This window comes from Streptomyces sp. NPDC000404, from assembly GCF_040300365.1.
In the GTDB taxonomy this organism is placed as follows: domain Bacteria; phylum Actinomycetota; class Actinomycetes; order Streptomycetales; family Streptomycetaceae; genus Streptomyces; species Streptomyces ramulosus.
The window spans coordinates 24,883-50,354 of sequence record NZ_JBEPDN010000021.1 but is presented as its reverse complement, the minus strand read 5'-3'; the positions used below and the strand labels follow the sequence as shown (position 1 = coordinate 50,354).

At 73.0% G+C, this 25,472-nt stretch carries 26 protein-coding genes; 10 read left to right on the top strand and 16 right to left on the bottom strand.

The genetic code is table 11. The features are described from left to right. Positions 1-15 precede the first annotated feature (15 nt). Positions 16-927, bottom strand: a complete 912-nt coding sequence (locus ABT345_RS31730; RefSeq protein WP_345092517.1) for an SDR family oxidoreductase — start codon at positions 925-927, stop codon at positions 16-18. A gap of 183 nt (positions 928-1,110) precedes the next feature. On the opposite strand from ABT345_RS31730, the gene ABT345_RS31725 reads away from it, so the two are divergent. Continuing rightward, positions 1,111-1,566 carry a MarR family winged helix-turn-helix transcriptional regulator gene (locus ABT345_RS31725; protein ID WP_345092514.1) on the top strand — a complete coding sequence of 152 codons (456 nt, stop codon included), beginning with the start codon at positions 1,111-1,113 and terminating at the stop codon, positions 1,564-1,566. A gap of 108 nt (positions 1,567-1,674) precedes the next feature. Here the strand turns inward: ABT345_RS31725 and ABT345_RS31720 are convergent, their stop codons facing one another. The 5 genes from ABT345_RS31720 to ABT345_RS31700 are packed head-to-tail and all read right to left on the bottom strand — an operon-like array spanning position 1,675 to position 6,995. Further along, the gene (locus ABT345_RS31720) at positions 1,675-2,541 is read right to left on the bottom strand and encodes an ABC transporter ATP-binding protein (RefSeq protein WP_345092511.1); all 867 of its coding nucleotides are present in this window, start codon (positions 2,539-2,541) and stop codon (positions 1,675-1,677) included. Further along, on the bottom strand, positions 2,508-3,524 hold the full coding sequence (locus tag ABT345_RS31715) for an ABC transporter ATP-binding protein (protein WP_345092508.1): 1,017 nt from the start codon (positions 3,522-3,524) through the stop codon (positions 2,508-2,510). The genes ABT345_RS31720 and ABT345_RS31715 overlap by 34 nt, the downstream gene beginning before the upstream one ends. 5 nt (positions 3,525-3,529) lie before the next feature. Next, complete coding sequence (locus ABT345_RS31710; RefSeq protein WP_345092505.1) at positions 3,530-4,414, bottom strand: ABC transporter permease; 885 nt, start codon at positions 4,412-4,414, stop codon at positions 3,530-3,532. After that, positions 4,411-5,364 carry an ABC transporter permease gene (locus ABT345_RS31705; protein WP_345092502.1) on the bottom strand — a complete coding sequence of 318 codons (954 nt, stop codon included), beginning with the start codon at positions 5,362-5,364 and terminating at the stop codon, positions 4,411-4,413. The genes ABT345_RS31710 and ABT345_RS31705 overlap by 4 nt, the downstream gene beginning before the upstream one ends. Continuing rightward, positions 5,361-6,995, bottom strand: coding sequence for an ABC transporter substrate-binding protein (locus tag ABT345_RS31700; protein ID WP_345092499.1), 1,635 nt, complete (start codon positions 6,993-6,995; stop codon positions 5,361-5,363). Before ABT345_RS31700 ends, ABT345_RS31705 begins: the two co-directional genes overlap by 4 nt. Positions 6,996-7,126: 131 nt before the next feature. On the opposite strand from ABT345_RS31700, the gene ABT345_RS31695 reads away from it, so the two are divergent. Then, entirely contained in the window at positions 7,127-8,176 is a 1,050-nt protein-coding gene (locus ABT345_RS31695) for a LacI family DNA-binding transcriptional regulator (protein ID WP_345092496.1), read from the top strand. Between the two features lie 54 nt (positions 8,177-8,230). Here ABT345_RS31695 and ABT345_RS31690 read toward each other — a convergent pair whose 3' ends face one another. Beyond that, positions 8,231-9,865 carry an amidohydrolase gene (locus ABT345_RS31690; RefSeq protein WP_345092493.1) on the bottom strand — a complete coding sequence of 545 codons (1,635 nt, stop codon included), beginning with the start codon at positions 9,863-9,865 and terminating at the stop codon, positions 8,231-8,233. A gap of 139 nt (positions 9,866-10,004) precedes the next feature. Between ABT345_RS31690 and ABT345_RS31685 the strand changes: the two genes are divergently transcribed. After that, a complete protein-coding gene (locus ABT345_RS31685; RefSeq protein ID WP_345092490.1) occupies positions 10,005-10,715 on the top strand; it encodes a TetR/AcrR family transcriptional regulator in 711 nt (236 codons plus the stop codon). Between the two features lie 118 nt (positions 10,716-10,833). Then, positions 10,834-12,228, top strand: a complete 1,395-nt coding sequence (locus ABT345_RS31680; RefSeq protein ID WP_345092487.1) for an NAD(P)/FAD-dependent oxidoreductase — start codon at positions 10,834-10,836, stop codon at positions 12,226-12,228. Here the strand turns inward: ABT345_RS31680 and ABT345_RS31675 are convergent. Beyond that, positions 12,188-12,892 carry a recombinase family protein gene (locus tag ABT345_RS31675; protein WP_345092485.1) on the bottom strand — a complete coding sequence of 235 codons (705 nt, stop codon included), beginning with the start codon at positions 12,890-12,892 and terminating at the stop codon, positions 12,188-12,190. The genes ABT345_RS31680 and ABT345_RS31675 overlap by 41 nt on opposite strands. A 14-nt stretch (positions 12,893-12,906) precedes the next feature. Between ABT345_RS31675 and ABT345_RS31670 the strand changes: the two genes are divergently transcribed. Next, positions 12,907-13,527 carry a flavin reductase family protein gene (locus ABT345_RS31670; protein ID WP_345092482.1) on the top strand — a complete coding sequence of 207 codons (621 nt, stop codon included), beginning with the start codon at positions 12,907-12,909 and terminating at the stop codon, positions 13,525-13,527. A 51-nt stretch (positions 13,528-13,578) separates the two neighbouring features. Here the strand turns inward: ABT345_RS31670 and ABT345_RS31665 are convergent, their stop codons facing one another. The 3 genes from ABT345_RS31665 to ABT345_RS31655 form a co-directional block, all read right to left on the bottom strand. Then, positions 13,579-13,815: a DUF2277 domain-containing protein gene (locus ABT345_RS31665; RefSeq protein WP_345092479.1), complete on the bottom strand. Its 237-nt coding sequence runs from the start codon at positions 13,813-13,815 to the stop codon at positions 13,579-13,581. Between the two features lie 84 nt (positions 13,816-13,899). Continuing rightward, a complete protein-coding gene (locus ABT345_RS31660) occupies positions 13,900-14,595 on the bottom strand; it encodes an alpha-ketoglutarate-dependent dioxygenase AlkB family protein (protein ID WP_345092476.1) in 696 nt (231 codons plus the stop codon). 63 nt (positions 14,596-14,658) lie between these two features. Further along, positions 14,659-15,333, bottom strand: a complete 675-nt coding sequence (locus ABT345_RS31655; protein ID WP_345092473.1) for a hypothetical protein — start codon at positions 15,331-15,333, stop codon at positions 14,659-14,661. 510 nt (positions 15,334-15,843) lie between these two features. Between ABT345_RS31655 and ABT345_RS31650 the strand changes: the two genes are divergently transcribed. Beyond that, on the top strand, positions 15,844-16,593 hold the full coding sequence (locus tag ABT345_RS31650) for a DUF4232 domain-containing protein (protein ID WP_345092470.1): 750 nt from the start codon (positions 15,844-15,846) through the stop codon (positions 16,591-16,593). Positions 16,594-16,894: 301 nt separating this feature from the next. Continuing rightward, positions 16,895-17,668, top strand: coding sequence for an SDR family oxidoreductase (locus tag ABT345_RS31645; RefSeq protein ID WP_345092467.1), 774 nt, complete (start codon positions 16,895-16,897; stop codon positions 17,666-17,668). A gap of 85 nt (positions 17,669-17,753) precedes the next feature. On the opposite strand, the gene ABT345_RS31640 is transcribed toward ABT345_RS31645, so the two are convergent. Then, entirely contained in the window at positions 17,754-18,701 is a 948-nt protein-coding gene (locus ABT345_RS31640) for a ScbA/BarX family gamma-butyrolactone biosynthesis protein (protein ID WP_345092464.1), read from the bottom strand. 192 nt (positions 18,702-18,893) lie between these two features. Here ABT345_RS31640 and ABT345_RS31635 point away from each other — a divergent pair, with 192 nt between their 5' ends. Then, positions 18,894-19,556, top strand: a complete 663-nt coding sequence (locus ABT345_RS31635; protein WP_345092461.1) for a ScbR family autoregulator-binding transcription factor — start codon at positions 18,894-18,896, stop codon at positions 19,554-19,556. 23 nt (positions 19,557-19,579) lie between these two features. Here ABT345_RS31635 and ABT345_RS31630 read toward each other — a convergent pair whose 3' ends face one another. Continuing rightward, positions 19,580-20,251, bottom strand: coding sequence for a ScbR family autoregulator-binding transcription factor (locus ABT345_RS31630; protein WP_345092457.1), 672 nt, complete (start codon positions 20,249-20,251; stop codon positions 19,580-19,582). 541 nt (positions 20,252-20,792) lie between these two features. Here ABT345_RS31630 and ABT345_RS31625 point away from each other — a divergent pair. After that, on the top strand, positions 20,793-21,914 hold the full coding sequence (locus ABT345_RS31625; RefSeq protein ID WP_345092454.1) for a PP2C family protein-serine/threonine phosphatase: 1,122 nt from the start codon (positions 20,793-20,795) through the stop codon (positions 21,912-21,914). 79 nt (positions 21,915-21,993) lie between these two features. On the opposite strand, the gene ABT345_RS31620 is transcribed toward ABT345_RS31625, so the two are convergent. Further along, positions 21,994-22,968 carry a quinone oxidoreductase family protein gene (locus ABT345_RS31620; RefSeq protein WP_345092452.1) on the bottom strand — a complete coding sequence of 325 codons (975 nt, stop codon included), beginning with the start codon at positions 22,966-22,968 and terminating at the stop codon, positions 21,994-21,996. 129 nt (positions 22,969-23,097) lie between these two features. Here ABT345_RS31620 and ABT345_RS31615 point away from each other — a divergent pair, with 129 nt between their 5' ends. Further along, entirely contained in the window at positions 23,098-23,691 is a 594-nt protein-coding gene (locus tag ABT345_RS31615; RefSeq protein WP_345092449.1) for a TetR/AcrR family transcriptional regulator, read from the top strand. 104 nt (positions 23,692-23,795) lie between these two features. Here ABT345_RS31615 and ABT345_RS31610 read toward each other — a convergent pair whose 3' ends face one another. Both ABT345_RS31610 and gntA read right to left on the bottom strand, forming a co-directional pair. Beyond that, positions 23,796-24,230 (bottom strand): VOC family protein, encoded by a 435-nt coding sequence (locus ABT345_RS31610; RefSeq protein WP_345092446.1) that lies wholly within the window; start codon positions 24,228-24,230, stop codon positions 23,796-23,798. 187 nt (positions 24,231-24,417) lie between these two features. Next, entirely contained in the window at positions 24,418-25,086 is a 669-nt protein-coding gene (gene gntA, locus ABT345_RS31605; protein WP_345092443.1) for a guanitoxin biosynthesis heme-dependent pre-guanitoxin N-hydroxylase GntA, read from the bottom strand. Between the last annotated feature and the right edge of the window lie 386 nt (positions 25,087-25,472).

Below are 25,472 nucleotides of genomic sequence, written 5' to 3'. Positions count from 1 at the left end.
GGCTGGTCGCCCATATCAGACCTCCGGTGCCTGCGGAGCGGGGATTCCGTACGTTTCGGGCTCGGCCCCGACACCGCTGTGCCACCGCGCGCCGATCTCGTCGGCGCTCCACCCGCCGTCGGCGAAGGCGACGGACTTCTCCGTGGGGTGGGCCCACAGCGCCAGGCGGTCCCCGCCGATGCCGATGGCCTGGCCGGTGACGTCCTCGGCGGCGTCCGAGGCCAGGAAGGTGATCAGACCCGCCACGTCCTCGACGGTGCCGAGGCCCTCGTCCTTGCGCAGCCGGTCCGGCAGTGGAGTGCCGGTGCGCTCGGCCTCCGCGATGACAGGGGCGAAGGCCGGGATGGTCTTGGTCATGTCGGTGGCCGCGACGGGGATGACGGCGTTGACGGTGATACGGGCCTTGGCCAGTTCCATGGCCCAGGTCCGTGCCATCGCCACCACTCCGGCCTTGGCGGCCGCGTAGTTGGTCTGGCCGAAGTTGCCCCGCTGCCCGGCCGGGGAGGAGATCAGGACGAGACGGCCGCCGGTTCCCTGTGCGCGCATCCGGATCGCGGCGGCGCGGGCGCAGGTGAAGGTGGCGCGCAGATGGACCTTGACGACCGCGTCGAAGTCGTCGTCCGCCATCTTCCACAGCACGCGGTCGCGGAGGATGCCCGCGTTGGTGACGAGTACGTCCAGACGCCCGAATTCCCGTACCGCGGTCTCGACGAGTTGCTCGGCCGCCGCCGTGTCGCCCACGGCTGCCACGACGCCCACGGCTCTGCCGCCCGCCGAGGTGAGGGTGCCGACCGCGGTGTCGACCGCGGTGGGGTCGATGTCGTTGACGACGACGGCGGCTCCGGCGGCTGCGAGGGCCTGGGCGTATGCCAGACCGAGTCCGCGTCCGCTTCCGGTGACGACGGCGACCTTGCCCTGGAGATCCATGACTGCCCTCTTCGCTGAGATGTGTGGTGGTGCCCGGGTGAGGCCGGTGGCGTCGGGCGGGCACCCACCGTCAGATCGACAGGAATCCTGTCGGTTGCTTCAGTGTGGTCATTCGTCAGGATTCCTGTCAATGCCCTAGAGTGGGCCGATGAGATCCAGAACGGCACCTCGGGGAGGCACGGCATGACGGAAGGCGCAAAGTCCGCGGCCGTCGAAAAGGGCGAGACGGGCCCGTCGTTGCTCTATCTGCTCAAGCGGGCCGAGCTGGTGGTGCGCGCCCGGTTGGAGGAGCTGCTCAAGCCCGCGGGCGTCACCGCCCTGCAGTACACGGCACTCACCGTCCTGGAGCGACAGGACGGGGTGTCCGCCGCCCAGTTGGCCCGGGACTCCTTCGTGACGGCCCAGTCCATGGCCGACATGGTGCGCGCCCTGGAGGGCCGCGGCCTCATCCGCCGTGAGCCCAACCCCCGCAACCGGCGCGAGAAGGTCATCCTGCTCGCGGACCCGGGCCGCCGGCTGCTCGCCGCGTACGCGGAACCGGCCCGGCAGCTCGAAGAACGCATGGTCGCCGACCTGCGGTCCGATGAGGTCGCACAGTTCCGCGAAGCGTTGCGGCGCGCCCACCGGGCGCTCTCCTGACGCCGGGAGCGCTCCCAGGGCGGGCGGCGGCGCGCCCGGTGGGTGCCGGGCCCGTGCGGAGGCCGGACCCGGGCCGGGCGGACGTCCGCCCGGCCCGGGCGCCGGTGATCACCCCGGCAGCCGGCGCTCCGGTGCCGCGGGGGAGGCGTGCCACCCGCGCCCGGGAACGGAGCTGAGGAGCAGCCTGGTGTAGGGGTGTTCCGGCGCGTCCAGCACCCGGGCGGTCGGCCCCGCCTCCACGGCCCGGCCCCCCTTGAGCACCAGGACCTCGTCCGCGACGTGCCGGACCACGGTCAGGTCGTGCGTGACGAAGAGGTAGGAGACCTCCGCCTCGCGGCGGATCGTGGCGAGCAGATCGAGGATCTGCGCCTGGATGGACACATCCAGCGCCGCGACCGCCTCGTCCAGTACGAGGATCCGCGGTTCGACCGCGAGGGCACGTGCGAGCGCCGCCCGCTGACGCTGCCCGCCGGACAGCCGCCGGGGCAGTGCCGTCGCCTCACGCGCGCCGAGGCCGACCTTTTCCAGGAGTTCACGTACCCGCGCCGTGCGGGCCACGGGGGTGAGCCGGGTGTGCAACCGCAGCACCTCGGCCACGCAGTCCGCCACCGTCACCCGGGGATCCAGCGAGAGGTACGGGTCCTGGAAGACCATCTGGATCTCCCGGGCCCGGGCCAGCCGTTCGCCTCGGCTGCGGGCCCGCGCGGAACGGTCCCGGCCGTCGAGGCGCACCGTGCCGCCGTCGGGGCGCTCCAGTCCGACGAGCATCCGTACGGTGGTGGTCTTGCCGCTGCCGGACTCCCCGACGAGAGCGAGGCAGGAGCCCGGAGCCACGGTGAACGACACATCGTCGACCGCCTGATGGCCGCCGTACCGCTTGCGCAGCCCCTCGACGACGAGGCCGTCCGCCGCGGTGGTCACCGTGGTCCTCTCGGTCCGCTTCACGGCGTGATCCCTTCGTCGGCGCGATGGCATGCGGCGAGACCGTCGCCGTCCCACGCCAGTTCGGGGGGCTCCTCGGAGCAGCGCGGCAGGGCGTGGGCGCAGCGCGTGGCGAAGGCACATCCCGGCGGGGCCTCGGCGAGCGAGAGCGGCCGGCCGGGGAGGGGCCTCGGCGGCGGCGCGTCCCGTTCGATACGGGGCGTGCAGGCGAGCAGCCCCGCCGTGTACGGATGACGCGGCCGGTCGAACAACTCGTCCGTGCCCCGCGTCTCGACGATCCGGCCCGCGTACATCACGTACACGCGGTCGCAGATCGCAGAAGCCAGTTCGAGGTCGTGCGTGACGAACAGCAACCCGGTGCCGCGCTCGGCCCGCAGCCTGGTGAGGAGCGCGATGATCTCCGCCTGGGTCGTGACGTCCAGTGCGGTGGTCGGCTCGTCGGCGATGAGCAGCGCGGGCTTTGCGGCGAGCGCCGCGGCGATCACCACGCGTTGCAGCATGCCGCCGGAGAACTGGTGGGGGTGGCGGCGCAGCGCGCCCCGCGGATCACGGATGCCGACCGCGTCGAGCAGTTCCTCGGCCCGTGCCGTGGCCGCCGCGGCGGGGGTTCCTGCCGCGCGCAGCCCCTCGGTGAGGAAGTCCCCGATGCGCCGGAGCGGATTGACGCAGGCACGGGGGTCCTGGAAGACCATGGCGACCTGCCGGGTCCGCAGCGCGGTCAACTCCGCGCGGCTCATGGTGAGCACGTCCCGGCCGGCGACCCGCACCTCACCGGTGACGCGCGCGCCGGGCGGCAGCAGGCCGAGGACGCTGCGGCAGGCCACCGACTTCCCGGAGCCGGACTCGCCGACCAGGCCGACGGTCTCTCCCGCAGCGACCCGCAGGCCGACCCCGGCGAGGATCGGACGCGCGGCCCGGTCACCGGGCAGCTCGACGCCGAGCCCGTCGATCTCCAGGACCGGTGCGCCGGGGGGAGGAGCGCCGGCGTCGTGCGCGGGGTTCTTCTGCTCGGTCATGCGGTTCACCGCTCCCGCCGTGCGATCCGGTCGGCGAGCCCCTCGCCGACGATGCCGAATGCCACCACGGCGAGCACGATGCAGGCCGAGGGCGCGAGAGCGGGCAGCATCGCTCCCTGAAGGACGGCCGCCTGACCGTCGTTGATCATGGCACCCCAGTCGGCGGCCGGCGGCTGGACCCCGAAGCCGAGGAAGGACAGCGCCGCGAGGTCCATCAGCGCGTACCCGAAGTTCATCGCGGACTGCGCGAACACCGTCGGCGCGATGTTGGGCAACAGATGCCGCACACAGATGGTCCAGCCCGACCAGCCCTGCACCCGGTAGGACTCGATGTAGGGGCGGGCCATCTCCTGCCGGGCGATCCCGCGCACCAACCGGCCCACGTACGGGGTGTAGGCCACGGCCATGGCGGTCACGGGCGCCGCCATGCCGGAACCGGCCACGGCGACCAGCAGGATCGCGAGGAGCAGCCCAGGGAACGCGAACACCAGGTCCATCGACCGGGACAGGAAGGTGTCCGTCCAGCCGCCCCGCCACGCCGCGGCCGCGCCGAGCACGGTGCCGACAGCGGTGGAGACCCCGATGACGAGCAGCGGACCGAGCAGTCCGGTGCGCGCACCGTGGATCAGCCGGGAGAGGATGTCCCGCCCGGACTGGTCGGTGCCGAGCAGATGGTCGCCCGAGGTCCCGGCCAGGCCGGCCGAGAGGTCGAGCGCCTCGGGATCGTACGGAGCGATGACCGGGGCGAACACGGCGACCAGGACGAGCACGGCGAGCACCGCGACGGAGACCGTGAACAGGGGGCCCTGGCCGAGCAGCCGCAGGCCGCGCAGGCCCGGACGGCGAGGCGGCGCGAGGGAGGCGTGCGCCGCGGTGATGGGTGAGGTCATGAGGTGCCTTCCCCCCGGAGGGACAGACGGGGGTCGATGAGCGGGGCCAGCAGGTCGACGACGACGTTCACCACGGCGAAGGCCGCCACGCTGAGCAGCGTGATCGCCTGGACGACGGCGAAGTCCTTGGCCGTCACCGACTGCACGAGCAAGGACCCGAGCCCGGAGACGTTGAAAGCGGTCTCGACGATCGACGTGCTGATGAGCAGTCCGGCGAACATCGTCCCGCCGACGGTGACGACCGGGCCGAGCGCATTGCGCAGGACGTGCCTGCGCACCACCGTCCGCCCCGCGATGCCGCGGGCGCGCGCCACCTCGACATGGTCACGGCCGAGTTCGTCGAGCATCGCCGAGCGGGTCACCCGCGCGAGCAGTCCCGCGAAGGACAGGGCCAGGGCGAAGGCCGGGAGCGTCAGGTGGTACAGCCGCTCCGGCAGGCCGGAGGGCGTGCCGCCCGGACCGGGGAACCAGCCCAGGCGTACGGAGAAGACGGCCACCAGCACGATGGCGCCGACGAACGCGGGTGTCGCGGTGGCCACTCCGGTACCGATGAGCACGGTGCGGTCGAGCAGCCCCGGACGCAGCGCGGCGCCGATGCCGGCGGCCACTCCGAGCAGGGTCACGAGCAGCGCGGCGTACCCGATGAGCAGCAGCGTCCCCGGCAACCGGGAGCTGATGAGGGACGACACGTCCTGGTGGTACTGGGCGGAGACACCGAAGTCACCCCGCAGCGCCGAGCCGAGCCACTCCGCGTACTGCACGGGCAGCGGGGCGTCCAGGTGGTACCGGGAGCGCAGCGCTTCCACCGCCTCCGGGGTCGCCGGCCGGCCGTGCAGCAGGAAGGACACCGGGTCGCCGGGCGCGAGATGGACGGAGCCGAAGACCACCAGGGAGGTCACGAACAGGACGGCGACCAGGCCGAGCAGCCGCCCGGCGAGAAAACGGATCATCGCTTCGCCGCCCCGATGGTCGCCGCCCACGGGTAGTAGAGCTGCGCGATGCCGGTCGGCGCGCCGGTGATGCGGTTGCCGAGGAAGACCGTGTACGGGGCCTCGTACAGCGGGATGATCGGGAGTTCCCGCACGGCGATCCGCTGGAGTGAGGCGGTCAGCGCGGCGCGCGCCTTCGGGTCGGGTTCGGCGTTCGCCTTGTCGAAGGCGGCGTCGAACCCGGGGTCGGAGTACTTCCCGTAGTTCCCGAAGTCGCCGGTGCGCAGGTACTGGTAGAACTCCAGCGGGTCCGGGGTGTTGTCGTAGCCGTTGGTGACCACCAGGTCGAGACCGGCGCGTGCCGACGGGTCGGTGAAGATGCTGCCGTACGAGTCCGGGGAGACGGTCCTGAGCCGGACGTCGAGGCCGATCTGCCGGCCGGCCGCCTGCACGGCGTTGGCGACGACGCTGATCTCGGGGGAGAACGAGCTGGTCGCCATCGTGATCTCCCGGCCGGCCGCGCCGGCCTCCCGCACGAGCTTCTTCGCCGCCGCGACGTCGTACGCGGGCTCCGGAAGCGAGTCGTGGTACTCGCCGGTCTTGTCCGGGAGCAGCGCCCAGGCGCCGCGTGCCGCCGGAGCCCTGGCGGGGACGCCCACGCCGCCCGCCGCGGCCTTGACGATCCCCTTGCGGTCGAGCGCCATCGACAGGGCCCTGCGGACCCTGACGTCGCCGAGCGGGCCCTTGAAGTCGAGCACGGCGAGATCCGCGGCCGCCGTGTTGGGGCCGAACAGCACCTTCCCCTTGCCGCTGCCGCGCAACTGGGCCAGGGACGAGGGCGCCAGCAGATAGCCGCCGTCGGCGGTGCCGGAGAGGAACGCGTTGGCGCGGGCCGCCGGATCCTCGATGAAGGTGAACGTCACGGACTTCGACAGGGGGCGAAGCGAACGGTCCCAGTAGCCGGGGAACTTCTTCAGCGTCAGGTGGTCGCCGCCGGCCCACTTGTCGAAGGCATAGGGGCCGGTGCAGTTGACCCCGCCCCCCGCGGTGCCGTACTCCTTGCCGGTCTTCTTCAGGAAGGCGGCGCTCTCGACGGTGCCGGGCGACGCGGCCATCAACTCGTGCAGCAGGACGTCGGGCCTGGAGAGACGGATCGTGACCTCCAGCGGGCCGGTCTTGTCGATGGCCTTGACGTTCTTGAACGCCGAGGCCCAGGGCGAGCCGACGGCCGGCTTCCGGTGGCGCTCCAGGGAGGCGACCACGTCGTCCGCCGTCATGGTCGTGCCGTCGTGGAACCTGACGTCCGGGCGCAGGGTGTAGACGAGAGTGCGCGGGTCGGGGCGTTCGTATCCGACGGCGAGACCGGGCTCGATCCTGTGGTCGGGGGTGACCCGCATCAACTGCTCGCAGACGTTGGCGAGGACGGTGTTGGGCGGGTAGTCGTAGGCGAGGGCGTAGTCGAGGGTGTAGGGCTCCGCGTAGAGGGACCAGGTGACGGAGTCCAGTCCGCCCTTCGCGCGAGGTGAGTGCGGGCCGACCCGGTAGTGGGCGGCTCCGGCCTGCTGGGGGAAGTCGGCGCCGGAACAGGCGGTGGAGGCGGCCGCCAGGGTGGCGGTGCCGGCGAGCAGGGCGGCGGTTTTGCGCAGGCGCATACGAACCAACCCCTTTACGGGTGTTGTGACGGGCGCGGGGAGATGGAGTGAGTATTGATGCGGGAACGTTCCCGCACAAGGCTTTGCGGGAACGTTCCCGTGGAGGTCACGAGGGTGGCACCATCACCTGCATGACCGAAGCCCCACGCCGGCCCGGGAAGCCCCCGCGCGTCCGGCTCGTCGATGTCGCCCGGGAGGCGGGCCTGTCGAAGACCACCGTCTCGGCGGCGCTCAACGGCACCGGACGCCTCTCCCCGGCCGTACGGGAGAAGGCGCGTGAAGCCGCGCGGCGCATGGGCTACCGGCCCAACGCCACCGCACGTCAACTGCGCGCAGGACGCGCCCGGTTGATTGGATACGTGGTCGGGGAGAGGGCCCACGCCCCGTGGACGTTCCTGGAGTCCCCGTACTTCGCCCAGCTGACCGGTGCCACCGCGGCGACCGCGCTCCGGCGGGGCTACGCGGTGGTGCTGCTGCCCGCCGGGTCCTTGCAGCAGGAGTGGGCCGACCTGCCGCTCGACGCGGTGGTCGTCGCCGATCCCGTCGCGGGTGACCGCATCGTCGACGATCTGCTCGCCGCCGGGATCCCGGTGTTCAGCGACCGCTCCGTCGAGGGGCGGGCGGGCGCCCACTGGGTGGATGTCGATGCCTCCGCGGCCATCCGCGGGGCGCTGGACCATCTCCGGCAGGAGGGGGCCCGGCGCCCCGCGATGGTGCTGCCCGGCAGCGCGACCGGCTTCCACGCGGGGGTGCTCGCCGCGTACCGCGACTGGTGCGCCGCGCGCGCCCTGCCCGAGCGGATCGCCCACACCGCGACGCCCGGGAACGGGCCGGTCATCGCGGCGGTCGAGAGGGCCCTGACCGGGTGCGAGAAGAGCGGACGACCCGACGCCCTGCTGGTGGTCGCCGAGGCGAGCCCGCCCCTCGTCCTGGAGGCGGCCCGCCGCAACGGTTACGAGGTCCCCCGCGACCTGCTCCTGGTGTGCGTGAGCGAGGACATGACCGCCGAGCACACCCGGCCGACCACGACCACGCTCAGCCTGCGGCCCCAGGAGGTCGCTCGCGTGGGCACCGAACTCCTCATGGCCGTTCTGGAGGAGGGGCGTACGGAAACGTCCGGGGTATGGGTACCCAGCCGGCTCGATGTGCGGGAGTCCTCGCGGCGCCCGCGGTCCGGCTGAACGGTGTGGCGGCAGGGGCCGCCCCCTGCACGGTCCCTGCCGCCACGGCACGGGTCAGGCCGAGTGGACGAGGCGGCCGCCGACGTACGTCCGTTCCACCCGCGCCTGCGCGATGTCCTCCGGGGGCGCCGTGAAGATGTCCCGGTCGAGGACCACCAGGTCGGCGAGGTGTCCGGCCCGCAGGCTGCCCGCGTCGTCCAGGCCGTTCACATGGGCGCTGCCGGCGGTGTAGGCGGCGACCGCAGTCTGGAGGTCGAGCCGCTGCTCGGGCAGGAAGACCCGGTCGTCGGCGGTCTCCGGCTCCCTGCGGTTCACCGCCACGTGGATGCCTTCGAGCGGCGCCGGGCTGCTCACCGGCCAGTCGCTGCCGGCCGCCAGGGTCGCGCCGGCCCGCACCAGATCACCGAACGGGTACTGCCAGGAGGCGCGTTCGGGCCCGAGGAACGGGATGGTCAGCTCGTCCATCTGCGCCTCGTGGGCGGCCCACAGCGGCTGGACGTTGGCGATCGCGCCGAGCCGGGCGAACCGCGGTACGTCGTCGGGGTGGACGACCTGGAGATGGGCCAGGTGGTGGCGGTTGCCGCGCCATCCGTTGGCGGCGAGCGCGGCTTCCACGGCGTCGAGGGCCTCGCGGACCGCGCGGTCGCCCAGCGCGTGGAAGTGGACCTGGAAATCCAGCGCGTCGAGGCGCGTGACGTACTCGCGCAGCGCGACGGGGTCGACGAAGCTGAGGCCGGTATTGGCGGTGGCGCAGCCGCAGCCGTCGAGGTACGGAGCGGTCATGGCGGCGGTGAAGTTCTCCGCGATGCCGTCCTGCATGATCTTCACGGACCCCGCGCGGAACCTCCCGTGCGGCGACTCCGCGCGCCGGGCGACCAGGTCATCGATCTGTTCGGCGCCACGCTCCCGGTCCCACCACAGGGCACCGGTCACCCGGGCGGTGAGCGAACCGTCACGGGCCGCCGAGAGGTAGGCGTCCGACGGATCGGGCTTGCCGCCGAACACACCGAGCAGCGCGTCCTGCCAGCCGGTGACGCCGAGGGAGTGCAGCAGTTCCTGCGCGCGCAGCAGCCCGGCGAGCCGCTCCTTCGGAGTGGACGGCGGAATCAGCCGGGCGACCAGGGCGGTCGCGCCCTCCTGGAGCATTCCGGTCGGTGTGCCGTCCGGGTCCCGCTCGATCCGTCCGTCGGCCGGGTCGGGGGTCCGCGCGGTGACCCCGGCCAGTTCCAGCGCCCGGCTGTTGGCCCAGGCGCCGTGGTGGTCCCGGTTCGTCAGGAGCACCGGGCGGTCCGCGACGACCGAGTCCAGCAGCTGCCGGGTGGGCATCCCGCCCTCGAAGCTCTCCAAGGACCAGCCGCCCCCGGTGATCCACGCGTGGTCGGGATGGGCTCTCGCGTACGCCCCGATCAGGTCCAGGTACTCGGCGGCCCCGACCGTCCCGGTCAGGTCGCACTCGGCCAGCTCGACCCCGCCGTACACGGCGTGCACGTGGGCGTCCTGGAATCCCGGGAGCAGGAGCTTTCCCCGCAGGTCCACGACCTCGGTGGTGCGACCGATGAGGTCGCGCACCTCGTCGTGGCCGACCGCGGCGATCCGGTCGCCGACGACGGCGAGCGAGGATGCCCGGCTGCGGGCCGGGTCCGCGGTGAAGACGGGCCCGCGGGTGAAGACCAGATCGGCTGTGGTCATGGACGCTCCAGAGGACGGGGGGACAGCGGTCGGCGCGGCGCAGGGAGCCTCGGGGAGAGGGGCGCCGCGGAAGAGGAGGCGGACACCATGCAAGAGCGGGACGATCCGCACGTCAATGGTGTTGACGTAAGGTCGCGGCATGACCGACCGAGTGGTTCCCGAAGGCAGGCGGCAGCGCCGCAGGCCCACCAAGCAGGGCGCGGTGCTCTCCGAGCGGCTGATCGTCGAGACCGCGCTGAACCTGATCGCATGGCACGGCGCCGAAGCGCTCTCCGTACGGCGGCTCGGCGCCGCGCTGGGCGCCGACCCCAGCGCGCTGTACCGCTACTTCCGCAACACCGACGCCCTGCTGCTCGCCGTCGCCGACGAACTGATCGGCCGCGCCCAGCAGGGCTGGACCCCGACCGGCTACTGGCGGGCGGACCTGCGCACCATCGGTCTGCGGATCCACGCCTCGTACTGTTCGAATCCCCAGGCCGCGCTGCTCGCGGCGCACCGGACGACCGGCCGCCCCCACGAGATCCGCGCGGTCGAGACGGTCCTGGGCGTGCTGCGGGAAGCGGGCTTCCCGGACGGGCTCGCGGTGCGGATCTACCACGCCTTCGTGGACCAGGCCCTGGCCTTCGCCGCCCAGGACGCCGCGGCTCTCGCCCTGCCGCCCGCCGCCCGGGCGACCGACGCCGAGGTCTGGCAGGAGGTGTACGGGAGGCTGACGCCCGACACGCACCCGCACATCGCCGCTGCCTTCCCGCTGCTCGCCGCGGACATGAGGAGCAGCGGATATCCCTTCGCGCTGGAGCTGATGCTCGATGCGGTGGCGGCGCTCAAGCCCGCAGCCGATGCGGGGTAGCGAGGGGAGCGCCGCTTACGTCAACGCCATTGACGTTGAGGATGAGGGTGGATCTCATGGGCGGCACTTCGGAGGGCCCGCGCCCCGGCCACCTCCATGATCCGAAGGAGCCCGCCCCGTGAACCCTCTCGCCTCACTCGCCGACGCCGTCCCGACCCCGTTCTGGCTCGACGATCCGCAGCGCCCGGAACCGCACCCCACGCTCATCGGCGGCACCCGCTGCGATCTGCTCGTCGTCGGAGGGGGCTACACCGGCCTGTGGACCGCCCTCGTCGCCAAGGAACGGGACCCGGACCTGGACGTCGTGCTCATCGAGGCCGACCGGATCGGAGGCGCCGCCTCCGGCCGCAACGGCGGATTCTGCGAGGCGAGCCTCACCCACGGACTGGGCAACGGCCTGCAGCGCTGGCCCGACGAGATCGGACTGCTCGAACGGCTCGGCCGCGAAAACCTCCAGGCGATCGAGGACACCCTCGTCCGGCACGACATCGACTGCTCCTGGGAACGGACCGGATCCCTCGTCGTCGCCACCGAGCCCTACCAGCTCGACGGCCTGGCCGAAGAGGCCGAGGCATCCGCCCGGTACGGCGGCAACCCGCTCCTGCTCGATGCCCGGGCCGTCCGGACGGAGATCGATTCACCGACGTTCCTCGGCGGCCTGTGGGCCAGGGACGACGTGGCGATGGTCAACCCCGCCCGGCTCGCCTGGGGCCTCAAGCGCGCCTGCCTCGGCCTCGGCGTCCGGGTGTACGAGCACACGCCCGCCACCAGGCTCGACGGCCACGGCACGGTGATCACCGTCCGCACCCCCTACGGCCGCGTCACCGCCCGCAACGCCGCGCTCGCCACCAACGCCCACCCCTCGCTGCTCCGCCGCCACCGCCTGTACACCGTGCCGGTGTACGACTACGCGCTGATGACCGAGCCGCTGACCGAGACGCAGCTGGCCTCCGTGGGCTGGCGGAACCGCCAGGGCTTCGCGGACTGCGCCAACAAATTCCACTACGTACGGCTCTCCGCCGACAACCGCATCCTGTGGGGCGGCTACGACGCGGTCTACCGCTACGCGGGCCGGGTCCGCGCCGAACACGACCAGCGGCCCGAGACGTTCGCCACCCTCGCCCGGAACTTCTTCACCACCTTCCCGCAGCTCGAAGGGGTCGAGTTCACGCACGCCTGGGGTGGAGCCATCGACACCAGCACACGTTTCTGCGTCTTCTTCGACACCAGCCACCAGGGGAAAGTCGCCTACGCGGCCGGATTCACCGGTCTCGGGGTCGGCGCCAGCCGCTTCGGCGCCGAGACCATGCTCGACCTGCTCGCGGGCACCCGCACCGAACGCACGGGTCTGGAACTCGTCCGCCGCAAGCCCCTGCCGTTCCCGCCCGAGCCCGCCCGCGCTCTCGGCATCGGCATCACCCAGTGGTCCATGGCCCGCGCCGACCGCCATCAGGGCCGCCGCAACGCATGGCTCAAGACACTCGACCGCTTCGGCCTCGGCTTCGACAGCTGACCACCGGCCCCCGGGACCGGCTTCCCGGCGGCGGGGCGGTGCCGTGGATCCTCCGTGTGATGTCACCGGTCCTGCGCTGTACGGAGCGGTGCCCGACGAGGCCGCGGTGGCACTTGGCGCAACGCAGAATTCCGGAGAGGAAGTACCGGACCACCGGCGCCACGCCTGCCTCGCTCGGCTTGATGCCGGCCTTCTGGCCTTGGATCTCGCCGTCCTGGGCGGCGGAGAGATGCTGGCGGGCGACGCGGCGTGCGGTGTCTTCGGAGGACTTGAGGGCCGTCACGCACATCATGCGGGCCATGCGCCGGTCGTTGTCGTTGATCAGGTTCATGCGGCCGCCGGTGACTCCGGTAACGGGGCGTTGGGCGTATTCGACGATGTCGATGAGGTCTTCGAGGTCGCGTGGCTGACGGACGAGCCGGTCGGGGGCGTAGAAAATGACACCGTCGATCACCCCGAGGGTGAGGTCGGCGAGCTGCTGACGGAACTCAGGCCGTAGGACAACCCAGTCGATGGTGCCGTCGGGCTTGGTGATCTTGCGCTTCTTGAGGGCGGAGGTGTCGGCTCCTGGCGCTCGATGGTCCCGATCCCGGGCACTTTCCGACGAACTCCGCGGTGGGGCGGTGTGCCGTGAACCGTCCGTGGAATCCGCGGCTTCGCCCATGGATACTGATGATCATGCGCGTTGACTTCGACCCTGCCGAGATGCCCCGTACCGACTTCTACCGGCTGCTGACCGCCACGGTCGTGCCCCGGCCCATCGCCTGGGTGTCGACGGTCACCGCGGACGGCACACCCAACCTGGCCCCGCACTCGTTCTTCACCATCGCCGCCGTCGCCCCGCCCGTCGTGCAGTTCACCTCCGTGGGCCGCAAGGACTCGCTGCGCAATGTCGAGGCCACCGGTGAGTTCGTGGTCAACCTCGCTCCCGAGGGGCTCGCCGCGCAGGTCAACGACACCGGGACGAACTTCCCGCACGGTGTCAGCGAGTTCGAGGCCGCGGGGGTCGCCGCCGAGCCCAGTCTGCGGGTCGGGCCGCCGCGGGTCGCCGACTCGCCGGTGGCGCTCGAATGCGAGCTGCACAGCACGTTGCGGATCGGCGACTCCACCGTCGTCTTCGGACGCGTGGTGCACGCCGCGGTCGCCGAGGAGGTGCTGGTCGACGGGCATGCCGAGATCGGCCGGCTGCGGCCGCTGAGCCGCCTCGGCAAGGACGAATGGGGCACGCTCGGCGACGTCCGCGAGCTGTCCCGCATCCGCCACGCCGACTGGCAGGGACCGGCCGCCTCCGGCTCCTGACCGGCGGAGGGCGCGCGTCCGGCCGCGGCCGGACGCTGCCCTGGGGGCCCCTTACCGCGCCTCGCCCCCGGCGGCCGGATGGCCGCCCCGGACCCGGAGGCCGCCCAGCAGCTCCCGGGTCGCGGTGGTCACCGCGTCCACCGCCTCGTCGAACGCCTCGCGGTTGTGGGCGGCGGGCGCGCGGAAACCGGAGACCTTACGGACGTACTGCAGGGCCGCGGCCCTGATGTCGTCCTCGGTGACCTCGGGGGTCATGGGCGGGCGGAGCGTCTTGATGCTGCGGCACATGCTCCCAGTCTGCCTCCGTCCGGCCCCGCCGGTCAGCCGGACGGAAGCGGCTGCGCGCGCCACCCGGAACGAAGCGGATCCGGGTCAGCCGAGGCCCGTGACCCGCATCGTGATGTTGAGCCGCCCGCCCCGCAGCCCGCACGCGGGATCGCCGCTGCCCGGATACACCTTCGGCACCCCGTGGTACGCGAACCGGGACGGGCCGCCGAACACGAAGAGATCCCCGGACCGCAGCTCCACATCGGTGTACGGCTTTGCGCGGTTCTCGGTGTTGCCGAACCGGAAGACGCAGGTGTCACCGATGCTCAGGGACACCACCGGCGCCCCGGACCGCTCCTCCTTGTCCTGGTGCATGCCGAGCCGCGCCGCCTCGTCGTAGAAGTTGATCAGCGCCGTGTCGGGCGTGTAGCCACCGCCCGCCGCCGCGTCCCCGTACGCCTCGGTCACCGCTCGCCGCCCCAGCTCCACCATCCAGTCCGGGAAGGCGGCCACCTGCGCGCCGTTCACATCGTCGGCGGTGCGGGTGTACGCGTACGGCTGCCAGTGCCAGCCGATGCAGACCGTCTGGACCGACATCACCCCGCCGCGGGGCAGCTTGGTGTGCCGGATCGGCACCGGGCCGCGCGCCCACTCCCGGCACGCCGCGACCAGCTCCTGCTGCGCCGGCAGGTCCAGCCAGTCCGGGACGTGCACCGCCCCGGGCGCGAGCTGCCGACGGACGCGCGGTGCGCCGCCCGCCGGGGCGCCGAGCCCCTCGAACCCGGGCAGTGGCGTCGTCATCGGTATCCCTTCACTCCGGGTGGGCTGGTGCCGTGTCCCTTCCAGGCTGCCACCCCGACCGCACTACGCGGGCGGCGCCGGCAGGGTGCGGGTGACCCAGCCCCGGTCGATCACCCAGGTGTGTCCGTCGGCGGTGGCGCCCCGCATGCCGTCGAGGGTGCCGGGGCCGACGAGCGCGGCGAGCCGGGAGTCACCGAGGGCCGCGAAACCGACCGTACGGGCAGGGTCCCAGCCGGTGCTGTGCCGCAACCGCCGGCTCATCTGGGCCCAGCCCGGTGCCGTCGCGGCGATCACCCAGGCATCCGGCTCCGGAGCGGTCAGCCGGTCGGCGAACCGGAGCCATGAGGCGGCTTCTTCCGGCCAGTCGACGGTGGCCCACACCTGCCGCCCGGCCGCCCGCCACGCGCCGGCGAACGCCCGCGCCGCCGCGGCCGACGCCGCGTCCCGGCTGTGCCCGACGACGACCGCGTCGATCCGGTGGCGGCGGGCACCCGGCGGCTCCGTCAGCAGGCCGAGCACCGCGGCCAGTTCCGCGTCCGTGTGGTCGGCGGGTGCGGGGACGCCGCCGAGCTGCGCGGTCACCTCCGCCGCGGCGAGCAGCGGACTTGCCGCGCGCCGTCCCTCTCCGCCGCGCGCCGACATCGCGTCCTCCTCGTCCGGGGCCCGCGCGGGCGTCCCGGCGGCGCCCGCCACCGGAACCCCGACCGGCCGCTGCCGCCTCCTGCCATGGATGTTCACACCTCGATTCTGCGCCGCGGCCCGGCGGCGGACCGGCGGAAATCCGCCATGGTGATCGGCCGCCCCGACGGCTCGTCATCCCCGCCGCGACGGTGACGATCACCCGCCTTCCGGCCCTGGACACGGCGCGGGCGTCCGCCGTATCGTCCGCCGGCGTACGCCGTGCAGGCCGCCCCTGAACGACGTACCCGCCCTACGTAACGGAACCCGTCGGCGGCTGGACGCCCCGGCGGCCCGCTCCGGGGCGGCCGGAACCCCGCTCCACGCCCGGGACCTGGGACTTCGTGAGGGACTGCGGTGTCCGAAGGCGCCGCGGCGGCGGGAGGTTCATACTGCCGTCGAGGGGCGGCGCGGCCGGCGGGCGACCGAACGCGGCGGATTGTCGTTAGTGAGGCGTTAGCGCCCCGTTAGCCACCTGCCAGCGCCCCGGGGCACGCTGGCCGGGCAGCCGATTCGACCGTGCGTACCCACGCAAGGCGGGTACCCACCCACCACCCGAGGGGGAGCCGCATGTCGCTCACCAGCAAGGCTCTCGGCCGCGGCCGCCGTCTGGCAGCCGGGTCACTGATCGCCGTCGCCGCGCTCGCACTCACCGCCTGTCAGGACGGCTCCGGCAGTTCCGGTTCGCACGCCGCCCCGGCCTCGTCGCCCACCGCCGCAGGTCAGGACGCGCCCCGGCCGTCCGGTGGCGAGACCGGTCCCGCCGGCGGACCGAGCGCCGGAGCCAAGGAATCCACCGCGCCCGGCGACACCCCCGGAGCGGGCGACGCGACCTCCGCGAGCCCCGGGCACCACCAGGCCGAGCCCAGCCCGGGCACCAAGGAGGAGCCCCCGTCCGCGCTCGCCGCCTCGGACCGCTGCACCTCCGACCAGATGTCGCTGAGCCTGGGCGCCCCCGACGCCGGCGCCGGCAACTTCCGCTACCCGCTGACCTTCACCAACAAGGGCAAGAAGGCCTGCACGCTGCGCGGATACCCGGGCGTCTCGCTGATCTCCCGCGACGGCGGCAAGATCGGCAGGCCCGCCACCCGCGAGGGCGGCGCGGGCGGCGCCGTCCGTCTGGCGCCCGGCGCGAGCGCCCACGCCCTGATCCACACCGTCAACGAAGGCGTCTCCGACACCCCGTGCTGGAAGCGCGGCGCCTACGTGTACGTCTACGCGCCGGGCTCGAAGGAGTCCATGACGACCGGCAGCGGCAACCTCCGGGTCTGCGGCGGGGAGTTCACCGTCACCGCGGTCGAGCCCGGCACCTTCAGCTGACGCGGCGCGTCCGCCCGATCCGGCCCCACGGCGCGGTCACCCCACCGGTGACCGCGCCGTCCGCATGCGAGGGGGGAGCGGCCCGGAAGCGCCATACCACTCCGCCGCTCCCGCATTCCCGAAATGCGCCGGGCGCGTAATTTCCAAACCGTACGGTCTGGAAATTACGGCGCTCCGTACGCCGATGAGGCGCCCGAATGCGACCTTCCGGGTGCCCGTGTGCGGGCATCGCACAGAAAACCAGACCGCGGCGTCCCATTCTCCGGGAAATCCCCCGAAACGGGCGTGGCACAATCCGGCCGTGACTACCGAACACGGCCTTCTCGCCGGAAAAGTCGTTCTGATCACGGGGGCCAGCAGCGGCATCGGCGCCGCCGCGGCACGGGTCTTCGCCGCCGAACAGGCCACCCTCGTGCTCGCCGCCCGGCGCACCGACCGGCTCGCCGAGATCGCCGCCGAGCTGCGAGAAAAGGGCACTCAGGTGGAGTACGCGCCGACGGACGTCACCCGGCCCGACGAGGTGCGCAGGGTCGTGGATCTCGCGCTCGACACCTTCGGCCGTCTCGATTCGGCGTTCAACAACGCCGGGGTCGGCGGCGACCAGGACGCCATGCATCTCATGGACGACACGGTCTACGAACAGATCATGGAAACGAATGTCCGCGGCACCTGGAATTGCCTGCGGTACGAAATACGGGCGATGCTGCAAAACCCGCGCGGCGGCTCCATCGTGAACAACAGCAGCGTCGGCGGATTGCAGTCCATTCCGGCCGCCGCACCGTACGTCGCGTCGAAACACGCCGTCGCCGGGCTGACCAAAGCCGCCGCGGCCGAATACGCGAACCGGTCCATCCGCGTCAACAGCGTCGCGCCGGGCACCACCCGCAGCGAGATCATCGCCGACTGGTTCGCCCGCAACCCGGGGCTGGAGCCCCGGCTGCACGCCGCCACCCCGCAGGCGCGCACCGCCCGCGCCGAGGAGATCGCCGAGGCCGCGGCCTGGCTGTGCAGCGACCGCTCGTCGTTCGTCACGGGAGTGGTGGTGCCGGTCGACGGCGGCTTCACGATGGTGTGAGGCGACCGCCCCGGCGACGGCCGGAGCGCCGCGGTCCGCGGGTCGCCGCCCACGGCCCACCGGCCTCCGCCCGCCGGGGGCGGCGTTACGTCAGCGTGCTGCGGAAGACCTGCCGGTCGTGCTGGTAGCCGCGGACCACGACCCGGAAGCCGTCCCCGCCGGCCTCGCCGCCGTCGGTCTCCGCCTCGATCCAGCACGGCGCGTCGAACTCGACGTACTGGTTGAACGCCGACGTGACCGTCCGGGGCACGAACGAGGCCGGCGCCGTCAACCGCGCCGCCTGATGGGCGGATTCGATCAGCACCAGCCCCGGGATGTGGTCGACCGGGTGGTCGTACAGCAGCCGGTTGGCGAAGTCGCACCGCAGCTGCCAGCGCCGGGCCCGCTCGGTCGGTGACAGCGTCACCTGAGCCGGGTCGTGGCGCCCCACCCGCTCGGGTGCCACCGGCGCGGGCAGCGGCGGCTGGTCCCGGACGGCCTCGACGTGGCTGCCGCGCAGCCGCCGGTAGACCGCCGGGGCGATCCACTCGTAGTCCGATACGGCACTGCCGATCCGCACGCCCTCCGGGGTGGTCAGCTCCATCTCCATGCGCATCTGCGGCCGGCGGGTGCCGCGCCGGCCCCGCTCCGTGCCGCACACGTGCACGACGAGGTCGACCGGTACCCCCTCGGGGGGCTGGAAGGACGGCTCCAGACGGAAGTTGAAGGTCCGCAGCAGCACCGCGTGGTTCAGCGGCGCCCCGAGCTCCGCATGGGTGATCAGCAGGCCGGCCTGTCGGATGGTCTGCGCCACGAACAGCGGCTCGTGGCGCACTCCGCCGCGGGCCCCGGCTCTGGTGAAGCCGGGCCAGCGTGCCGTGAGGGCGAATTCCCTTTCCCCGCGCCGCTCGCATCCCGTCAGAAAGACGGAGTCGTCGAAGCTGAGATGGAGGAATTCCTTGCGCACCGCGGAGGTTGCCCGCTCCGGCGCATCGGGCTGACGTGAGCTGTGCGGCAGTTCAGGCCGGCCGGAGTGGCTCGGTATGAGCAACATTTGGCACTCGACTCCCCTGATGCGGTGGTCTGTACTGAACCGGCGGTTCCGGCAAATGCTAAGATACGTACTGCCCGGTTTTCTTTGCAATGCGTCGCTGCAGATAATGACGAACCGGTGCTCGGGCCCACCGGGACCCCGGCTCGTGCGATGCCGGTGGCACCGACAGCGACAGATGAATGAGGTCTCCTGATGGCGCGGCAGGCGCGGGCGATCCAGACCCGGCACACGATTCTGGAGGCGGCCGGAGAGGTCTTCGACGAACGTGGCTACGACGCCGCGACCATCGCGGAGATCCTCAGCCGGGCGGGCGTGACCAAGGGCGCCCTGTACTTCCACTTCACCTCGAAGGAGGACCTCGCCCGCGGCGTGCTCGGCGAGGCGCTGACCGTCGAGGGCGTCCTGCCGCAGGACTCCAAACTGCAGGAATGGGTCGACGCCGGCATGGTCCTGGCCCACCGCCTGCCCCGGGAGCCGCTGCTGCGCGCCTCCATCACGCTCTCCGCCGACCAGCACGCCCGCGCGCTCCTCGGCACCTCCTGGCCCGGCTGGATCGACTACCTCGGCGCCCTGCTGCGACGGGCCAAGGACCAGGGCGAACTGCTGCCGCACATCGACCCGCAGGAGACCGCGGCGCTCTTCGTCGGCGCCTGGACCGGCGTCGAGGTGGTGAACTCCGCCATCTCCGGCGGCAGCCTCGAAGCGAAGATCGCGGCGCTGTACGACCATGTGCTGCCGGGCGTGGCCGTCCCCGGAGTGCTCGGCCGGCTGGACACCGCCGTCGACCGCGGCGCCCGGATGTGGCGCGCGCACCAGCGCTCCCACGGCGCGGACACCCCCGCCTCCTCCGTCTGAACGCCCCCGCCGCGGCGGGGGATTCACCCGCCCGGCTGGCGGACCAGTGCCGGGGCCGTCCGCGCACGGCCCCGCGGCGCCCTGCGCGGACCGGACGGCTCCGGGGACTGCGACGCCCCGGGGCCCGCCAGTATCGGCAGGAACGACCGCCACAGGCCCGTCACCGCGGGCGGGGCGAGCCAGCTCGCGTCCTCCCGCGCCAGCACCTCGAAGCCGGTCGTCGCCCCCACCAGCGCCGCCGCCGACTCCTCGGCCACCAGGCCCGGCACCAGCAGGTCCTGCTCCCCGGCCCGCCGGAGGAGTTCGCATACGCACACATGCCAGTGTGCCCGCAGATCGGGTCCGGAGCGGTGCGCGGACTGGCAGTTGAGACGGTATCCGGCGCGGGCGACGACATCGGTGGCCAGCTGCCGTGCCAGGACATGCGTGGTGTCGACGAGTGCCTGGAGCGGATCGGGGGTGAGGTGGCGCACGGTGCGGGTGGCCTCGCGCAGCGTGCGCGCCGCCTCCTCCTCGACGGCCGCGGCCACCGCCGCCTTGGTGTCGAAATGGAAGTGCAGCGCGCCGGTGCTCACCCCGGCCCCCGCACTGATCTCGCTGAGCTTCGCCCGCGGGTAGCCGTGCTCGTCGAAGGTCCGGGCGGCGGAGCGGATCAACGCCCGCCGGGTCTGCACGGACCGGGGCTGCCGGCTCATCGGGCACCTCCCGGGGCCCGGACGCACCGGACCGGACCGGACGCCGCGCCCGCGAGGCGGGACGCGGGGATGGGAGGAAGAGGCAGGTGGGGGCGGCTCATGGCCCCATAAAACCAACGCCCCGGTCTGATTTCCACCGCCCGGAAGAGTGGTCGCGGCACGGGATCCCCTGTGCGGAAGGGGAGTTGGGGAGGGGCGCGGGGCCGGTCGGGGAGGCGTAGGCGAAGCGGTCGGCAGGAGGCCTCCGGAGGGATGCCTCGGCTCGGCCTCCCGGCGCGGTGCCTGATCCTGTCCGCCCGGCCCGGCCGGGCCTCGATGCGGGCCTCGACGCGGCGCTCCGGTCGTCCGGTCCTGTCCGGTGCTCCGGGAACCCGTCGCAACGGCCCCTCGCCCGCCCGCGGAGCGGGACGCCATGGACGAGTCCCGGCCCGCCGCACCGCGGGCGCGCGCCCTGCGGGCAGTCGAGGGAACGGGCGCGGCGCGGGCCCCGGCTCGTCACGGGTCGCCGGGCGCGTCGGCCGCAGCGGTGCGAGCATGACACATGGCCTTTCGTGAGCCGGGCACACCGCGGGAACGCCGGTTCTCCGCGCGGTACCTCGTGCTGATCCCGATCACGCTCATCTGCGCCGTCACCGTGATCGACAGCCTCTTCCCGCCCGAGGTGCACCTCGGGCCGCTGCTGGTGGCCGCCCCCACGTTCACCGCGGCGTTCGCCGGACCGCTGCTCACGGGGGCGATCGCGGCGCTCGCCGTCGTCGCCCAGGTCGTCATCGGGTTCATCAGCGGCGAGCCGGCCTCCCGCAACCACCAGGTGCAGATCGCCGCGCTGATCATCGTCGGCACCCTGGTGGTGCTCTTCACCGTGGTCCGCGACCGCACCGAGAGGCGGCTGGCCACGACCCGTTCGGTGGCGGCCGTCGCCCAGCGGGTACTGCTGCGCCCGCCGCCCGCCCGCAGCGGCCCCCTGGAGATCGCCTCGCTCTATCTCGCTGCCGAGGAGGAGGCGGAGATGGGCGGCGACCTGTACGCCGCCGCCCGTACGGACGACAGCACCCGGCTGCTCATCGGCGACGTCCGCGGCAAGGGGCTGCCCGCGTACGGGCACGCCGCGCTGCTCCTCGGGGCCTTCCGGGCGGCCGCACACCGCAAGGCGTCGCTGCCGGCCCTCGCGACCCATCTCGACGGCGCGATCCGCTGGGACGCCGCGCAGTGGGGGAGCGACGCCCCGGACGAAGAGGAGGTCTTCGCCACCGCCACCCTGCTCGACATCCCCGACCGCGCCGCACAGGTCCACACCATCACCTGCGGACACCCCTCGCCCCTGCTGCTGCGCGACGGGGAGGTGCGCACCCTCGGTGCCCGGCACGGCGCCCTGCCGATCGGCCTCGGCGGTCTCGGCGACCCCGGCGGCCCCGGGCCTTTCCGGGTCGACACCTTCCCCTTCGCACCGGGCGACCTGCTCCTGCTCTTCACGGACGGCGTCACCGAGGCCCGGAACGCCGAGGGCGTCTTCTACCCCCTGACCGACCGCGCCGCCGCATGGGGCGGACACGGCCCGCGCGAGGTCCTGCGGCTGCTCCATGCGGATCTGCTGACGTACACCAGCGGACGGCTCGGCGACGACGCGGCGGTCCTCGCGATCCGGCGCGGAGGGGCGCCGTAGAGGCCCCGTGCGGGCCGCAGCGGCGCGCACGGGGCCATCGGCGAGCCGCCCCGGCTCGCCGCCGGCCGCGCCCGGGCGCCTACGGGACGACCAGGATGCGGCCCTGCTGGGCCCGGCTCTCCAGCAGCCGGTGGACCTCGGCGGCGCCGGTCAGCGGCAGCCGGGCGTGGACCGCCGTGCGCAGCAGCCCCCGGATCGCGTACCCGGTGAGTTCGGCCAGGTCCTTGCGGGCCTGCTCGGGGGCGGCCGCCCGCGCGGCCAGGAGGGAGAAGCCGGTCACGGATCTCAGGGCGAACAGGTCGGCGACGGGGACGCTGCCGAGTTCCCCGCTCGCGGCGCCGTACGCCACCAGCCGCCCGTAGGGGGCCAGTACGTCCAGGCTGCGGCGGAGGATGTCGCCGCCGGCCGCGTCGAGGACGACGTCCACGCCGCCGGGCGCGGCCGCGCGGACCTGCTCCGGCCAGTCCTCGTCGGTGTAGTCGATGCCGATGTCGGCGCCGTGGGCGCGGGCGAAGTCCAGCTTGGCGGCGCCGCCGGCGGTGGCGATGACCGTACCCGCCCCGAGCACCTTGGCCAGCTGGACGGTGAGGTGGCCGATGGCGCCCGCGGCGGAGTGCACCAGGACGGTCTCGCCGTGCGCGAGCCGCCCGGCGCGCAGCACGCCCAGCGCCACCGGTGCCACCATGGGGAGCGCGCCGGCCGTGCCCGCGTCGAGCCCGTCGGGCACCGGGACGAGCCACTGCGCGTCCGCCACGACCAGATCGCAGAACGCGTCCTCGCAGGCCGCGGCGGTGCGTTGCCCGATCAGACCGGGATCCGTGCCCGGCCCGACCGCCTCGACCGTGCCCACCACATCGCCGGTGAGGGGGCGGGGGAAGGGGCGCGGGTAGAGCTCCGCCTGGGCCATCCCGCGCCGGAGCTGGGTGTCCACGAAATTGGCGCCGATCGCCTCGGGCCGGATGAGCACCTGCCCCGCCTCCGGGACGGGTACGGGGGCTTCCTCCAGGGCGAGGACCTCGGGGCCACCGTAGGAGTGGTAACGGATACGTCGCATGACAGCTCTCCCTGCACAGCGCACGGGTTAAACTGGACCGGCGGTCCAATTGGACCGTACTGGACCGATGGTCCAGTTGTCCACGGGGTTGGTCGGCCATGGCCGCGGTCCCGGAGGAGGGGAGAGGTGATGACCGAGGTCCGCCGCGAACGCGCCGATGCGGCCCGCAACCGGCGCGCGATCCTGGAGGCCGGCGAGCGGCTGCTCGCCGAGTACCCCCCGGAGCAGGTCTCGATGGAGCGCATCGCCGCCGCCGCCGGGGTCGGGAAGGGCACGGTGTTCCACCGCTTCGGCAGCCGGGCCGGGCTGATGCGGGAGCTGATGGTCGAACGCGCCCACGCCCTGCGCGAGGCGGTCACGGACGGGCCCCCGCCGCTGGGCCCGGGCGCCGCTCCCCGGGACCGGCTGCTCGCCTTCCTCGACGCGGTCGTGGACGTGGTCGGCCGCAACAAAGGGCTGCTGGCCGCGCTCGGCGAGACGGTAACGGCCTCCTGCGACGCCCCGGACGACGCGCGCGAACAGCACTCCGTCTACGGGTTCTGGCACGGCCACCTCCGCGCGCTGATCGCCGAGGAGCGCCCCGACCTGGATGCCGAACTGCTCGCCCACATCCTGCTGAGCGCCCTGCAGAACGGGCCGGTCGTGCGCCTGCTGGGGCAGGGGGAGGCCCAGCGGCTCGGGGCATCGCTGCGCCTGCTGGCCACGGGCGCGCTGGAGGCGTGACGGCCCGGGCTCACCGGCGGAAGGCGGGGCGCCCCGCCCCTACGGGACCGCCTCGGGCCTGAGCCCGAGGCGGTCGGCTACCGTCCCTCCGTCTCGAAGGGCGCTCAGTCGAGGCAGAACTCGTTGCCCTCGATGTCCTGCATCGCGATGCACGACTCGTTGAATCCGTCGGCGACCAGCACCTGCACGCAGGTCGCGCCGAGTTCGGTCAGCCGGGCGCGTTCGGCCTCCAGCGCGGCGAGGCGCTCCGCCCCCACCAGCCCGGTGCCGACGCGGACGTCGAGGTGGACGCGGTTCTTGACGACCTTGCCCTCGGGGACGCGCTGGAAGAACAGCCGCGGGCCCGCACCGGAGGGATCCACGCAGGCGAACGCCGAACCCTGCCGCTCGGGCGGCAGCGAGCGGTCGAAATCGCCCCAGGAGGCGAACCCCTCCGGCGGCGGCGGAACGACGTACCCCAGCACCTCGCACCAGAACCGGGCGACGCGCTCGGGGTCCGCGCAGTCGAAGGTGATCTGGACCTGCTTGATCGATGACATCGGCGCACCATAACAGGGCGCCCCGCGGTTCATCTCCCGCTGTGGACAAGCGGGTTGCCGGACGGGCGGGCGGGCGCCGCCGGCCGGCGGTGTGCCGCACGCCCGGAAGGGGCGCGGAGCCGGTGGCCGCGGCAGGCGAAGGGCCCGGCCGGAGTCGCCCGGCCGGGCCCGCGCCGTGTCCGACGGATCAGCCGTTCACCTGGGCGGAGAACGGGCACACCCAGTCCGCCGGCTTCGGGCGGCCCGAGTAGCGCCGGGCCTCCGACAGCTTCTCGTACTCCAGCAGGTTGGGGTTGATGTCGCCCTGCAGGTCGATGTCCTGCTTGCGGATCTTCTCCTGGAGGCGGTCCCAGAGCCCGGCTGCCTTTATGCGGTCGAACTGCTCGTGGGAGTTGAACGCCAGCATCGGGAACGGAGGGCGGCGGCCGACGCGGACGTGCGTCTCGTGCAGCCCGATCACGAAGAACGGGTGCCCGGCGACGCTGAAGGCGAACGCCCCGGACTGCGGGTCGTGGTCGTACCCCTCGGCCCAGCCGTGCGTACGGCTGTCGTGGTCGTGGACGCCCTGCAACTGCTGCCACATCAGCCGCTCGAACTCGGTCTCCGGCACCTCCAGCGGCCCGGAGAACGTCGCGACGAAGCTGGTGAAGGGCTTGGCCGTCCAGTCCACGGCCGCCACATACGCCTCAAGATCCTCCGCCAGCTGCCGCGCCGCCCCTTCGTCACCGAGCCAGGTGTAATGGCGATGGGTGATCCCGCCCTGCCGCCAGGCCGAACGACCGGCCAGGCAGGCGAACGAGTCACCGAGCAGGAACTGCCCGACCACTTCGGTGGCGGAGGGGGCGTCAGCCAGCATGTTCACGACCTTCGATGAGAGGTGCCCCGTGGCGGGGATGACCGTGGCAGTCAAGAACGATCACGCCCCCGGCGTCAAGAAAACGCCAGAAGTGCCTGGTCGGCCATGGTGCACAAGAGGTCCTGGGCGGCGCGTCCGCCTGACCCCGTCAAGAACCCTGCTTCGCGGGACCACATGGACGCGGCGGCGGGGGGAGAGCGGAGGACTTATGGGGCGATACGCGCCGGGTGAAGCGTGGACTGATGTCCGGTCATATTGGTGATATAAGCCGCACTTGAGGGTGGGCAAAGCTCTCGCGCGAGGCAAATCGCGTCGTGTAGCGGGACGTTCGCGGAACGCTGCGGCACGGCACGACGGAATCCGGCGACACGGACGCGCGCAGCGCA

Bases quoted from the DNA above. Each gene is read 5' to 3' on its own strand.
- ABT345_RS31710 (WP_345092505.1), bottom strand. From the start codon at position 4,414: ATGACCTCACCCATCACCGCGGCGCACGCCTCCCTCGCGCCGCCTCGC.
- ABT345_RS31730 (WP_345092517.1), bottom strand. From the start codon at position 927: ATGGATCTCCAGGGCAAGGTCGCCGTCGTCACCGGAAGCGGACGCGGA.
- ABT345_RS31665 (WP_345092479.1), bottom strand. From the start codon at position 13,815: ATGTGCCGCAGCATCAAGACGCTCCGCCCGCCCATGACCCCCGAGGTC.
- ABT345_RS31610 (WP_345092446.1), bottom strand. From the start codon at position 24,230: ATGTCATCGATCAAGCAGGTCCAGATCACCTTCGACTGCGCGGACCCC.
- ABT345_RS31720 (WP_345092511.1), bottom strand. From the start codon at position 2,541: ATGCCATCGCGCCGACGAAGGGATCACGCCGTGAAGCGGACCGAGAGG.
- gntA (WP_345092443.1), bottom strand. From the start codon at position 25,086: ATGCTGGCTGACGCCCCCTCCGCCACCGAAGTGGTCGGGCAGTTCCTG.
- ABT345_RS31700 (WP_345092499.1), bottom strand. From the start codon at position 6,995: ATGCGCCTGCGCAAAACCGCCGCCCTGCTCGCCGGCACCGCCACCCTG.
- ABT345_RS31715 (WP_345092508.1), bottom strand. From the start codon at position 3,524: ATGACCGAGCAGAAGAACCCCGCGCACGACGCCGGCGCTCCTCCCCCC.
- ABT345_RS31670 (WP_345092482.1), top strand. From the start codon at position 12,907: ATGCGCGTTGACTTCGACCCTGCCGAGATGCCCCGTACCGACTTCTAC.
- ABT345_RS31650 (WP_345092470.1), top strand. From the start codon at position 15,844: ATGTCGCTCACCAGCAAGGCTCTCGGCCGCGGCCGCCGTCTGGCAGCC.
- ABT345_RS31675 (WP_345092485.1), bottom strand. From the start codon at position 12,892: ATGGGCGAAGCCGCGGATTCCACGGACGGTTCACGGCACACCGCCCCA.
- ABT345_RS31685 (WP_345092490.1), top strand. From the start codon at position 10,005: ATGACCGACCGAGTGGTTCCCGAAGGCAGGCGGCAGCGCCGCAGGCCC.
- ABT345_RS31705 (WP_345092502.1), bottom strand. From the start codon at position 5,364: ATGATCCGTTTTCTCGCCGGGCGGCTGCTCGGCCTGGTCGCCGTCCTG.
- ABT345_RS31725 (WP_345092514.1), top strand. From the start codon at position 1,111: ATGACGGAAGGCGCAAAGTCCGCGGCCGTCGAAAAGGGCGAGACGGGC.
- ABT345_RS31620 (WP_345092452.1), bottom strand. From the start codon at position 22,968: ATGCGACGTATCCGTTACCACTCCTACGGTGGCCCCGAGGTCCTCGCC.
- ABT345_RS31630 (WP_345092457.1), bottom strand. From the start codon at position 20,251: ATGAGCCGGCAGCCCCGGTCCGTGCAGACCCGGCGGGCGTTGATCCGC.
- ABT345_RS31660 (WP_345092476.1), bottom strand. From the start codon at position 14,595: ATGACGACGCCACTGCCCGGGTTCGAGGGGCTCGGCGCCCCGGCGGGC.
- ABT345_RS31615 (WP_345092449.1), top strand. From the start codon at position 23,098: ATGACCGAGGTCCGCCGCGAACGCGCCGATGCGGCCCGCAACCGGCGC.
- ABT345_RS31625 (WP_345092454.1), top strand. From the start codon at position 20,793: ATGGCCTTTCGTGAGCCGGGCACACCGCGGGAACGCCGGTTCTCCGCG.
- ABT345_RS31695 (WP_345092496.1), top strand. From the start codon at position 7,127: ATGACCGAAGCCCCACGCCGGCCCGGGAAGCCCCCGCGCGTCCGGCTC.
- ABT345_RS31635 (WP_345092461.1), top strand. From the start codon at position 18,894: ATGGCGCGGCAGGCGCGGGCGATCCAGACCCGGCACACGATTCTGGAG.
- ABT345_RS31690 (WP_345092493.1), bottom strand. From the start codon at position 9,865: ATGACCACAGCCGATCTGGTCTTCACCCGCGGGCCCGTCTTCACCGCG.
- ABT345_RS31640 (WP_345092464.1), bottom strand. From the start codon at position 18,701: ATGTTGCTCATACCGAGCCACTCCGGCCGGCCTGAACTGCCGCACAGC.